Origin of the sequence: Pseudomonas sp. (genome assembly GCF_036404235.1) — a bacterium.
Lineage (GTDB): Bacteria > Pseudomonadota > Gammaproteobacteria > Pseudomonadales > Pseudomonadaceae > Aquipseudomonas.
This window is the reverse complement of sequence record NZ_DASWOT010000155.1, coordinates 1-13013: the sequence shown is the minus strand read 5'-3', so window position 1 is coordinate 13013 and position 13013 is coordinate 1. Positions and strand designations below refer to the sequence as shown.

Genomic DNA, 13013 nt, shown 5'->3' with positions numbered 1-13013 from the left:
CCCTCGCCAACACGTTGGCTCCTACAGGTTGAGCTGCGACCTCGACCACAATTGCCCAATGTGGCTCAGTCGTCGCGGCGCGCCATCTGGCAGCTCCGACAACGGCTGTAAAACTTGTGTTAAAGCGGCTCGTACACCGACACCTGATTGCGGCCGTTCTTCTTCGACGCATACAGCGCTTGGTCGGCCCATTCGATCAGGGTTTTGTGGTCTTCAAGCGGCAAGGCCAGGTCGGCGACGCCAAGACTGATGGTGCAGCGGATAGTCTGTCCTTCGTGGACGATTTCCTGCGCCTCGACGGCGATGCGCAGGCGCTCGGCGAACATTCCGCCGCCGTATTTGTCGGTGTCGGGCAACAAGATAGCGAATTCTTCACCGCCATAACGTCCGGCGATATCCGCGTCACGAATGTGTTCACGCACGACATCAGCGACGCGCTGGATTACCCGGTCGCCACACTGATGGCCGTAGGTATCGTTGACGCGCTTGAAGTGGTCGATGTCGAACATCACCAACGCGGCCGAAGTGCCGTAACGGACATGCCGCGCGTGCTCCAGACGCAATGCCTCTTCCCAATGGCCACGGTTATAAAGCCCGGTCAAGCGATCAGTACTGGATAGCTTCTGCAACTGCAGATTGGCAGTTTGCAATTGCAGCCGGTTGGTCGCGACCTCAGTCACGTCGTAGATCACCAGGCACACATGCGTGATGTCGCCAGTCGTGGAACGCAGCGCAAACATCGTGGTGTTCTGATACATGAAATCTTCTTGCCCGGTGATCGGCTGATAGCTCTTGAAACGCACCAGATAGGGCCGTTGTTCCCAGATGGTAAAGGCCGACGTGCCGAGCGTGATGACGTTATCGATCTTCCTCTTCAACCATTGTTCATTCACGTCAGGAAACAGCTCGAAAAAAGACCGATTGGCCGCCTCGTACGGCAGCACACCGGAACGATTTTCCATGAAGGTGTTCCAGACCTGCACTCGATATTCCTGGTCCAGCACCACTACGCCCACGTCGATGCTCTGGGTGATGGTCAGCAGCCAATGCAGTTCTCTGATATCGATACGATCATTCATGAATCAGCTCATCAAGTAGGCGAGTTTTCGTGAAAGCCGCTCTACCGAATCCTCGGTGAACAACATCAGTAGATCGAAATGAATGTTATGACCCTCCAGGCTGTAGCTGATTTCCACTGCGAGTGTCTTTTTCCAGCGTTGCTGATTGATGCGGATCAGCTCATCGATACCGCTCTGCGTACCCAATACTTGCGGGTGGCTCTGTGAGAAAGCAACGTCGATCTGCTCGGCAATCCCGCTCAAGCAGGCGCCGATCAAAATCGAAGACAGGTCCAGCAGCATCTCCATGTCCGAATAATCGGTGGAGTCGATTTTCATCAACTGCGCCATGTCGGCGATCTCAGAATCATGAAACAGCAGCAATGCTTCGCCCGCGATCCCGCCACCGATGTAGCCTTGACACACAGCCGTCAGCCGATCGTTGCTCTGCGCATCAGCCAGGGCCATGTGCAATTCGCCCACTTCAAGCATGTTGACGTTGGGTACTGGCAGTTGCACGAATACGCCCAGAACCCGAGCGAGCAACGCCGCCGCTCGGCCCATGGCAACGTTGACGGTTTCACGAAAGGCGTCTTGGAAGCTGATCGCAGCGTGTGCGGTTTTCGGTGCAATCGCAATGTCTTGGCTGGGTTCGCCCAATAATCCCAGCCGATCTAACGTCTGCTTGAGCTCAAGTGGATCCGCCGGCTTTTTTAGAAATGCCAGCGCTCCCAGCTCCAGAACGCGGCGCACGGCCTCTTCCTGCACGTCACCCGATACCACGATGACCTTGGCTTGCAGATTTTCGGCGCGTATTGCCGCCAATGCCTGATAGCCATCCATGTCAGGCATGGTCAGGTCGAGCAACACGACTTGACCCAACCCCTGGCGAATGGCTTCAAGCCCTTCATGACCATTGGTTGCCGTAGTGACTGACACCCCCCAATCGGCGGGCAAAGCCTTTATCAGCTGTTTGCGCGCCATGTTGGAGTCGTCGCAAATCAGCAGGGGAATCATGGGCATTGCGTTCTTTCTCGCTGCAAAAGAATTTTAGGCTGGGCCCAGCACATCGGTGCAATCAATTAAATCGCGATAAATATCGCGCGATTATCGCAGCAAATTCTTTCAGTCTTATATTAATAATGCATTACGTCGCTTCTTTATACCGAGACCAAGATGCTGCACTCCATATGCAATATTTGTGCTCAATCACGCCCACACCCTGAGACCATAAAACATAAATCAACCCTGCAGTCTCTAAATTAAGAATACACAGCGAAATGATTGTTTTATGGCGTCAATATTTGTTCGTTCGCAAGAGCCCAATACAGCTATCAGGACGCGTATTGCCCGATCAATACGCACCAATACCCTTTAATTCTGGCACGGGCCGCACATATATCCAAACAATAAGGGCCGAATCCAATTGCGACTGCAGTGTATTGAGTCAGTCGTGAGATCACCCCAATTCTGATTTATTATTTTAATTGGCGTGACCCAGATCAATACTCATACCAAAACATGAGGGCGCTGCGCCATGAACAGCCATAAAAAATGCAGATAAGCTATCGCACGGCCGACAGAATGAACCCATACCGCACTCTGGTCCCGTAGCTCATCGCAGAATGCACGCAACGAGTGCAGTGACTGCAAGAGCACCTGACGGCAATGCTTGGATTTGCGCCAATCATTCGCTCTCGCGCTGCCTGCCATCAGGTATTTTGTTACGCCCTCATCCACACACCGTTAAATCCTGAACTGGCGCACCAACCCACCCAAGCGATCACCCAGTTCCGTCAAGCTGCGAGCCGTTTTGGCGCCGCCTTGGGCGTCGTCGGCGACTTCGTCTACGGCTTGGGCAATCTGGCTCATGCTGCGGTTAATTTCTTCGGCGACGGCGGTTTGCTCTTCCGAAGCGGCGGCGATCTGCGCGTTCATGTCATTGATGGTTTCGATCAACTGCCCAATCGCATCCAGCGATGCACCTGCCTCGTTGGCGAGTTCGCCGGTGGTCTTGCCGGTTTCGCTGGAGCGCTCCATGGCCACCACGGCATCTTGCGCGCCACGTTGCAACGAGCTGATCATTTCGTGGATTTCCTGGGTGCTCTGTTGAGTACGGCTGGCCAGCGCCCGCACTTCATCGGCCACCACAGCAAACCCCCGCCCTGCCTCACCGGCGCGGGCCGCTTCAATCGCCGCGTTTAGCGCCAACAGGTTGGTTTGCTCGGCAATCGAGCGAATCACATCCACCACGCTGGCAATCGACTGTACGTCCTTGCGCAGATGATCCAACGACGAACTGCTTTCGCCGATCTCGCCAATCAATGTGTGAATGCTGTCGATGCTTTTGTTCACGACATTTTTCGCATCCCCGCCCACATCGCTGGTTTTACGCGCCGCCTGCGACGCACCTTGCGCGCTGATGGACACTTGATGCGCCGCCGAAGACATCTCGTGAATGGCTGTCGCGACTTGGTCGGTCTCTTGACGCTGACGCCCCATCGCCTGTTCCGAGCGTTGCGCTTGCGACGACATATCGCCCACCAGCGAATTCAACTGCCCGGTCATCTCGGCAATCTGGCGCACTAGCGCATGAATCTTCTCGACGAATTGGTTGAACGACTTCGCCAGCGCGCCCAGTTCGTCTGTACTGGTTTCCGGCAGACGGCGCGTCAGGTCTCCATCGCCTGCGGCAATATCGTCCAGATTCTTTTTGATCACCAGCACCGGCTTGACCAACCCATTACCCAGGAAGATGCCGATCAACGCGACGACGATCAGCAACACCGCCACCACCGCAACGATCAACGCGGCAGACGAACCGATGCGGCTCTGCGTAGCACTGGCAATCGCGGCCACCTGTACGTCGATGTCATCAAGGTTCACTTGCGTGCCGAACACCAGGTCCCACTTCTCCAGGTAGCTGGTGTAACCGAGCTTGGCAACCGGTTTGTCGCTGCCGAGCGTCGGCCAGTTATAGCGGAAATAGTGGGTGCCGGATTTAGCCGCATCGACCAAACCACGGATCACGTAAACACCACTGGCATCTTTGGAATCGGCAAAACTTTTACCGATATCCACATCTTTATCCGCCCAGAACACGCGCACCGAGGCCGTGCTGTAACCGAAGAAGTAATTGGCCTTGTCGTAAAGCAAGGTCCTGAGCACACTGACGGCCCTGTCCCGTGCTTGCATGTCGCCGGGCGCGGAAGCATCGTAAATAGGCTTGATCGCCGCTTCGCCAATTTCTTGATAATGCTTGAGTGACAGCTTGCGCTCTTCCAGCAACAGCGAACGGGTCTGTTCGACTTCCTGAGTGGCCAGGTTTTGCAGGACAAACCAAGTAATGCAGCTGATCACCGCCGCCAACACCAGGCTCGGGATAATGGCAAGGAGGATGACCTTGCTGCGTAGATTTAGCGTCACGACGATTTCCTTTGTGTACAGGACGTATCTTATTTTAATGACAGCGAATGGATCGCTAACACCGGATTTAATGGCCGCGCAAACGACATCTCAATTAACCGTATCGCTGATTTTCTCCAGTTCTTTAGAACATCGAGGAAAGAAACCATGACCTGAATATGCCACGACTCCATCATCTATAAGCGTGATCGAAATCAGTGATTTGAACGGGAGTAAATACCGATGGGGTCGATACTTTGTCCGCGTGCAAAACCGGTACCGCAGGCAGAAACCTGCCGCGCAGAGGACCGCACGGCGCGTCAGCGAGTCACCACGATTAACGCTCGTGCAAGGCTTCGGCACGAGCCTTGAGCACCGGTTTGAGCAAGTAGCTGAGGACGCTTTTCTTACCAGTGATAATGTCCACCGAGGCAACCATGCCCGGAATGATCAGCAACGGATGCTCATCGGTGCCCAAGTGGCTGCGGTCGGTGCGTAACTTGATCACATAGAAGGTGTTTTTCTTTTCTTCGTCCTGAACGGTGTCTGCACCGATCTGCTCAAGCTTGCCCTTGAGCCCACCATAAATGGTGTAGTCGTAAGCCGAGAACTTGATCATCGCTTCCTGCCCTGGGTGCAGGAACGCGATGTCCTGTGGACGAATCCGCGCTTCCACCAGCAACGTGTCGTCCAGCGGCACGATCTCGGCGATGTCACTGCCCGGCTGAATCACACCACCAACGGTGTTGACCAGCACCTGCTTGACGATGCCCCGCACTGGCGAAGTGACCATGGTGCGGTTGACCCGATCTTCCAAGCCCTTGGCGGTCGACTGCGCTTTGCTTAGGTTCGTGCGCGCTTCGTTCAGCTGCGTCAGTGCGTCGCTGCGGAACTTGCCACGGGTTTCATCGATCTTGCGCTGTACTTCGTTAATCGCGGCCTGGGCACGTGGAATAGCCAGCGTGGTGCCATCGAGCTGACCACGGGTTTCGACTTCCGAACGCTTCAAGCGCAGCACTTCAACAGGTGAGACCGCGCCCTGCTGGACCAGCGGCTCGGACATGCCTATCTCCTGGCGCAACAGGCTCAGGCTGTTGCGATATTGCTCCTGCTTGGAGGCAAACTCGCGTAACTCCTGCTGACGCTGGATCAGTTGCTGCTGTAAACCACCCAACTCATCGGCCAATTGCTGACGGCGACTCAGATAAAGCGACTCTTCGTTGCCCGCCTGACTCGGTGCGCTTTTGCGCGCTTCGTCGGAGAAATTCAGCGGGCGGTTATCCACCTCGGCACTCAGGCGCTCGACGCGCAACTCCATTGACACCCTATCGGCTTCGGTTTCACCGACATTGGAGGCGAAACGCGTGTCGTCCAAGCGAATCAGTGGCGCACCCGCTTCGACGATCTGGCCATCATGAACGTAGATCTGCGCAACGATGCCGCCCTCAAGGTTTTGGATCTTCTGAATCTTGGTCGACGGAATCGCCTTGCCTTCGCCCTTGGTCACCTCGTCGATGACCGCATAGTTAGCCCACAGCACCAGGAACGTGAAAAACAGAATCACCGCCCAAATGGTCAGCCGCACGATGCGTGGCGCGTCATCCACCAGCGCCTTCTCGACCTCTGGCAATGGCTGCCCCTCAAGGGACGAGGTGCCGCGAAAATAGCGAAAGATCCCGCCGCCGGAATGTCCTGGACCTGATTTAAGCAACACTGATCTGCCCCTTTTTCAACGCTTCCATGACGGCAGCTTTAGGACCGTCGGCGAGAATCTGACCACGGTCGATCACGATCAAACGATCCACCAGGCTAAGCAGCGATGCTCGGTGAGTCACAAGGATGACGGTCTTTCTCTCGATAACGGCTTGCAGGCGTTGCTTGAGACGCTCTTCACCGGTGTTGTCCATGGCGCTGGTCGGTTCGTCCAGCAGCAAGATCGGCGGGTTGAGTAACAAGGCACGGGCCAGGGCAACGTTTTGCCGCTGACCACCGGAAAGATTTTGACCGCGCTCACCCACTTGCAGCTCGTACCCCTGCGGGTGCAGCCGGGCGAATTCATGCACGCCCGCAAGTTCCGCGGCCTGCAGGACCATTTCGTCATCGACATAGCGCGCGCCGGACACCAGGTTGTCGCGCAACGTGCCGGCCAACAGTTGGATGTCCTGAGCGACGTAACCGATGTTGTGGCGCAACTCACTCACATCAATTTGGCGAATGTCCACGCCATCAACCAGCAATGAGCCGGCATCAGGCTGGTAAAGGCCGACCAGCAGTTTGGCCAGCGAACTTTTGCCCGAGCCGCTGCGGCCGATGATGCCGATCTTCTCGCCCGGACGAACCACCAAATTGATGCCCTTGAGCGCCAGGGTCTGTTGATTGGGATAGGTGAAGTCCAGGCTGCGAAATTCCATCGCGCCTTGTAGGACCTGACGACTGAGCGGGCGCTCGTCGAAGTTGCGTTCTTGCGGCAACTCCATCATCTGATCCACCGAAACCATGGTCACCTTGGCTTGCTGGTAACGCGTCAACAGCCCTGAAAGCTGAGCCAATGGGCCCAAGGCACGACCGCTAAGCATGTAACAGGCGACCAGGCCGCCCATGCTCAAGTTACCGTCGATTATTTGGTAAACCCCGAAGCAGATCATTGCCACGCCAGCCAATTGCTGGATAAGCAAGGTGATATTCATCGCCAGACCGGACAGAATCTTGACTCGCAACTCCAGGCGGCTGAGGGTGCCAATGGTCTGTTCCCACTGATACTGGCGCTCGCTTTCGGCGTTGTTGACCTTTACCGCGTCCAGGCCCGCGAGGGTTTCGATCAAGCTCGACTGACGCTCGGCGCCAAGGGCCATGGTGCGTTCAAGCGTGGCGGTCAGTGGTTTTTGCAAAAAATGACCGATACCCAAGGCCAGCGGAAACGCAACGATCGGAATCCACACCAGATGCCCGCCCAGCAGCGCGATCACCAACAAAATAATCAACGTGAACGGCAGGTCGATCAGACTGGTCAGGGTCAGCGACGTGAGAAAGTCGCGCATCCCCTGAAACTCATGGATGTTCTGCGCGAAGCTACCCACCCGCGCGGGGCGAAACTTCATGGCCATGCCGACGATGCGTTCAAACAGCGTCGCGGAAATGATCAGGTCGGTTTTCTTGCCCGCAAGATCCAGGCACAAACTGCGCAGGCCTTTGAGCAACAAATCGAACAGATAAGCGCCGCAAATACCTGCCGCCAGCACCCATAAGGTGGCTGTCGCCTGGTTCGGTACGACGCGGTCGTAAACGTTCATTACAAATAGAGGTGCAGCCAGGGCGATCAGGTTGATCACAAGGCTTGCCGCGATTGCGTCGGCATATAGCCAGCGCGAGCGCTTGAGGGTGTCTTTGAACCATGACTTCGCTCGGGGAATGAGCGAGCCTTTGGTGACATCAAATTTATGCTGCGGCTGGGCGAAGAACACCCGTCCAGCATAATCCTTAGCCAGCACCTCACGGGTCACTTCAACTTCGCCACCATCGCTTTCGCTCAGCAGCAGGCGCGCAGTATCGCCCTCCAAACTCAACAACACCGCGCATCTGCCTTCTTTGAGCATCAACAATGCAGGCAAAGCAATAGAGGGGATTTGATCAAGCTTGCGTTGCAGCAGTCGCCCCTGCAAACCGGCGCGCGCGGCTGCACGCGGCAGTAAGTCGGCGCTCAGTCGCTGATCGGGCAATGGCAGACCGGTGGTCAGCATCGCCCGACTGGCAGGTTTGTGGTGCAGAAAACAGAGTGTCAGCAAGCCGTCCAGTAACGGATCATCGTGCTGGCTGCGCAGATCATGGCCGAGCTGAACCGAAGTTGATTGCAAATCCACGCTGACACTCTCTTTATATTGCTAGCTGTTTAAGAAGCTGACTGCGTCAAAAATCAGTTCATGCCTGGCAGTTGAACTGTCGGTTTTATATCGTTCTGCACAACGGATGCCATCGGCGCCACGACACCCTGACTTTTCAACAGAACGCCCATATCAGCCTTGATGCGGTACTGGGTGTACTGCTTCAGGTTCTGCAGTTGCACCAGACGCTGCTGAGCCGTAAACAGCTCGTTTTCACTGTCGAGAAGGTCGAGCAAGGTACGCTCGCCCAGACCGAACTGCTGCTGATACGAGGTGCGAACGCTGGTGGTGCGATCAACGTACTGCTGCGCGATCGGGATTTGCGCAGTGGCGTTGTTGTATGCGTTCCAGGCCAGACCCAGCTCTTCGTTCAGTTGGCGCAGAGCGTTGTTGCGGATGTCCAGCGCCTGCGAAGCCTGGTAGGACTTGGACTCAAGGTCAGCCTTGTTGCTGCCACCGGAGTACAGATTGAAGCGCATGCGGACCATCGCTTCCCAGCCGTTGTTGTGGCCTTCATCGCCGCCGATGTTGTTATCGGCATTGCGACCCAGTTCTGCGTCGAAACGTGGGTAGAAGGTCGATTTTGCCGATTGGTACTGCTTCTCGGCCGCGGCGATGTCGGACTCAGCCGAGCGCAGCACTGGACTGTTCTCCAGCATTTGTCGACGCGCCTCTTCCAGCGTGGCCGGCATCATGGCAATGAACGGTTGCGGCGCTTCCAACTGATCGGGCAACTGCCCCACTGCGCTCAAATAGTTAGTTTGTGCATCCGAGAGATTGGTTTTTTCAGTCAACAAGTTATTTTGCGCTTGTGCCAGACGTGCGTCGGCTTGATCCATATCCGCCATGCGACCTACGCCACGACTGGTGCGTAATTTGATCTGGTCATAGATGCGTTCGTGGCTTTTCAAGTTTTCTTCAGCCAAGCGGACCATTTCGCGCTGGGTCAATACGTCCAAATAAACTTGCGCAACAGTTAACGCCGTTCGTTCGGATGTATTAAGCAAAGAATACGCCCGAGAATTGGCGGTGGCTTGTTGACGCCCTACTTCATTTGAAGTTTGAAAACCATCAAAAAGCATTTGTTGTAAACGGATGGCCGACTCGCCGCGGTTCAATGTTTGCCAATCATTGTTGCCAGTGGTTGCACGGGTGCTCGGCGTGTCGGAACCGGCGCGACCGTAACCCGCTGTCAGGTCTACGCGCGGCAGGTATCCACCCTTGGCGGCACGAACGGCGTAGTCCTGAGCGATACGTGCGTTGACGCCGGCCTGAACCTCGGGATGTACGTCCATCGCCTTCTGCATAGCCTGTGGCAGGGTTTCTGCGTTAACGAAACTGGCGGTGAAAGCGAAAGGAATAACGGTAAGAAAATGCGCACGCATGGTGTTTGATCCCGAGAACGTTCTTGTTCAAAACGCAGCACAAAAGCGGCCGCATCATAAATAGGGCTATTGAATGGGACCGTGGTCGGAGAGTTCTGAATGAGATGTGGGATCACACAGCAGAAAGACGCGATTCCATAAAATATCAATGTGACATTACGGATGCGATTGTTTAGGATGTCGCGGAATAGGTCAATAGTTTGGCTAAAAGTTAATTGCCAAACTTAAGATCTAGCGTAATTAAATTGACGTCAAAAGTTTAATTTTAACTAAATCAATATGTTAATAATTTGGCGCCAAATAAAAGTGTAAAACTTACGTACTCCAGTATGAAGCGGCGTGTAAAAAAGCCGGTCGGCATCATGGATACCCACTGAACGGTAAACGCGGAGAGTCCCCAATGAGCAGTGTTGTTGCCATCGTCAAAAGCATTGTTGGCCAAGTAGTCGCAGTCTCCCCGGAAGGGATTCGCCGTGTACTGATCGAGGGGGACCGGCTGCTTGCCGGGGAACAGGTGCTGACTGGCCCAGCGGGGTCGGTAACGCTGGAGCTGCCGGATGGTCGTCATCTGGACATGGGCCGTGACAGCCAGTGGAGTTCGCAAACCCCAACCTCAACCGTCAACCTGTCTGAGGCCACGGCACAGGCCGCACCGTCGGTTGCACAATTGCAACAAGCCATCGCTGCGGGCGCCGACCCGACGCAAGACCTCGAAGCCACTGCTGCCGGCCAGACTGCTGCAAGCCCAGGCGGCAATGCCGGTGGTGGTCACAGCTTCGTACTGCTGAGCGAAACCGCTGGCGTGGTAGACCCTAACATTGGCTTCCCGACCACAGGCCTGGACAATGACGGCGCAGTCAACGTGCTGCAAAACGCCGGCACCACTGACGAAAACACCCCGTTGCGGGCTTCGACCCTGACCGTTACTGCGACACCGACCTTGACCGAGAACGGCGGCACGCTGGTGTACACCGCGACCGTCACTCAGGCGCCGCTGACCGACCTGACTATCACGCTGTCAAACGGCCAGACCATCGTCATCTCTGGCGGCCAGACCACAGGCAGCGTCTCCGTTCAGGTGCCAGGCAACAACACGCCATACATCGACCCAAGCCAAATCACCACCACCGTGACCGGCACATCCGGCGGTTCGGGCATCGTGGTGACGACTGACCCTACACCTGCGGTCACTCAGATCACCGACACCATTGACACCACCACGGTCACTCTGACCGCAGGCAGCGCTACCAGTACCGAAGGTACGTCGATCACCTATACCGCGACACTGACCAACCCGGCACAAACGCCAGTGACCGTCACCCTGTCCGACGGTTCGACGATCAACATCCGCGCGGGCGAGTCGACCGGCAGTATCAGCGTTCCGGCGCCTGCCAACGACGTCTACAACACCGACACTGTCATCAGCACCACGATCACTGGCGCAACGGGCGGCAACTTCGAAAACCTGGTGCCCAATACTGCACCGGCAGTTGTGAACATCACTGACTCCGTCGACACCACCACGGTCACTCTGACCGCAGGCAGCGCTACCAGTACCGAAGGTACGTCGATCACCTATACCGCGACACTGACCAACCCGGCACAAACACCGGTGACCGTCACCCTGTCCGACGGTTCGACGATCAACATCCGCGCGGGCGAGTCGACCGGCAGCATCAGCGTTCCGGCGCCTGCCAACGACGTCTACAACACCGACACTGTCATCAGCACCACGATCACTGGCGCAACGGGCGGCAACTTCGAAAACCTGGTGCCCAATACTGCACCGGCAGTCGTGACCATTACCGACTCCACAGACACCACTGTTGCCAGCATCACCGGCAGCGAGTCAGTGACCGAAGGCGATACGGCGACCTACACCATCACACTGAGCAACACCGCACAAACCGAAGTCACGATCAACCTGACCTACAGCGGCACCGCAGTGGATGGCAGCGACTTCACCCAAGTGGTCAGCGTCAAAGTGCCGGCCAACGCCAACAGCGTGACCTTCGACATCCGCACCCTGAACGACACCATTCCCGAGGGCGTTGAAAACGTCACCGTCAAGATTGAATCGGTCACTGGTGGCAACTTCGAAAACGTCGTAGTCAGCGAAACACAAGGCAGCGTGACAACCACAATCGTCGACAACGACGCGTTGCCTGTGGTGGATCTGGACAGCGCCACCAATGGTGCCGACTTTGCCACCTCATTTACCGAAGGTAATAGCGGTGTTGCCATCGTTGGCGACCTGCGCATCAGCGACGTGGACAGCCCCGTATTGCAGGGCGCCACCGTGACGTTGGGCAATCCGCAAACCGGCGACAGCCTGGTTGTGGGCAGCAGCAATCCGAACATCAGCGTCACCACCGCCACGGTCAACGGCGCACTGGTCATCACCCTGACCGGCGCGGCGAGCGCTGCCGACTATGAAGCGGTGATTAAATCAATCACCTTCGTAAACGACAGCCAAAATCCGAGCGCAATCGACCGCGATATCACGATTACGGTCAATGATGGCCAGAACGACTCGGTTCCAGTCAATGCGGTTGTCAGCGTGGTTCCTGTCAACGATGCTCCTACAGCGGGTATTGATGGCACCGTGTCCTTCACCGAAGGCCAGGATGGCGTAACGCTGGACGGCAAAGTCAGCCTCGCTGACGTCGATAACGACAACCTGCAAAGCGGCAAAGTGACGCTGGTCGGTACTCAAGATGGCGACACTTTGGTGGTCGGCAGCCCGAACGCCAACATCACCGTCACCAGCTCCGTGGTCGACGGCAATATCGTATTGACCCTGACCGGCGATGCCAGCAAGGCTGATTACCAGGCCTTGATCAACTCGATCACCTACGCCAACAGCAGTGAAAACCCAACGACCGATCCGCGCAGCATCACCGTGTCGGTCAATGACGGCGCGCTGGATTCGAACCTCGCCAGCACTTCGGTCACTGTGACTCCGGTTAACGACGCGCCAACGGCCTCTATAGATGGCACCGTGTCCTTCACCGAAGGTCAGGATGGCGTAACGCTGGACGGCAAAGTCAGCCTCGCCGATGTCGATAACGACAACCTGCAAAGCGGCAAAGTGACGCTGGTCGGTACTCAGGATGGCGACACCTTGGTGGTTGGCACCAGCAACCCGAATATCACCGTCACCAGCTCCGTGGTCGACGGCAATATCGTATTGACCCTGACCGGCGACGCCAGCAAGGCTGATTACCAGGCGTTGATCAACTCGATCACCTACGCCAACAGCAGTGAAAACCCAACGACCGATCCGC

Annotated in this window: 6 protein-coding genes and 2 pseudogenes; 1 reads left to right on the top strand and 7 read right to left on the bottom strand. The window is 56.2% G+C overall.

Annotated features, from left to right (window positions below):
* Nucleotides 1-119: 119 nt before the first annotated feature.
* From VGC62_RS19465 to VGC62_RS19440, 7 genes and pseudogenes are all read right to left on the bottom strand, one after another.
* On the bottom strand, nt 120-1079 hold the full coding sequence (locus VGC62_RS19465; protein ID WP_331188714.1) for a GGDEF domain-containing protein: 960 nt from the start codon (nt 1077-1079) through the stop codon (nt 120-122).
* Nucleotides 1080-1082: 3 nt separating this feature from the next.
* Complete coding sequence (locus VGC62_RS19460; protein ID WP_331188713.1) at nt 1083-2081, bottom strand: response regulator; 999 nt, start codon at nt 2079-2081, stop codon at nt 1083-1085.
* Between the two features lie 723 nt (nt 2082-2804).
* Nucleotides 2805-3311, bottom strand: a pseudogene (locus VGC62_RS27785) (methyl-accepting chemotaxis protein); the annotation flags it as partial.
* Nucleotides 3312-3662: 351 nt separating this feature from the next.
* Nucleotides 3663-4418 (bottom strand): annotated as a pseudogene (locus VGC62_RS27780) (cache domain-containing protein); the annotation flags it as partial.
* 382 nt (nt 4419-4800) lie between these two features.
* A complete protein-coding gene (locus VGC62_RS19450; protein ID WP_331188711.1) occupies nt 4801-6177 on the bottom strand; it encodes an HlyD family type I secretion periplasmic adaptor subunit in 1377 nt (458 codons plus the stop codon).
* Nucleotides 6167-8320: a type I secretion system permease/ATPase gene (locus tag VGC62_RS19445; RefSeq protein WP_331188710.1), complete on the bottom strand. Its 2154-nt coding sequence runs from the start codon at nt 8318-8320 to the stop codon at nt 6167-6169. Before VGC62_RS19445 ends, VGC62_RS19450 begins: the two co-directional genes overlap by 11 nt.
* A 53-nt stretch (nt 8321-8373) precedes the next feature.
* Nucleotides 8374-9726 (bottom strand): TolC family outer membrane protein, encoded by a 1353-nt coding sequence (locus tag VGC62_RS19440; RefSeq protein WP_331188709.1) that lies wholly within the window; start codon nt 9724-9726, stop codon nt 8374-8376.
* 400 nt (nt 9727-10126) lie between these two features.
* Between VGC62_RS19440 and VGC62_RS19435 the strand changes: the two genes are divergently transcribed.
* Nucleotides 10127-13013: retention module-containing protein (locus VGC62_RS19435; protein WP_331188708.1), on the top strand; the 2887-nt coding region annotated here is incomplete at its 3' end.

Excerpts from the sequence above, each read along its gene's own strand:
- VGC62_RS19440 (WP_331188709.1), bottom strand. The coding sequence starts at position 9,726 with ATGCGTGCGCATTTTCTTACCGTTATTCCTTTCGCTTTCACCGCCAGT.
- VGC62_RS19465 (WP_331188714.1), bottom strand. The coding sequence starts at position 1,079 with ATGAATGATCGTATCGATATCAGAGAACTGCATTGGCTGCTGACCATC.
- VGC62_RS19460 (WP_331188713.1), bottom strand. The coding sequence starts at position 2,081 with ATGCCCATGATTCCCCTGCTGATTTGCGACGACTCCAACATGGCGCGC.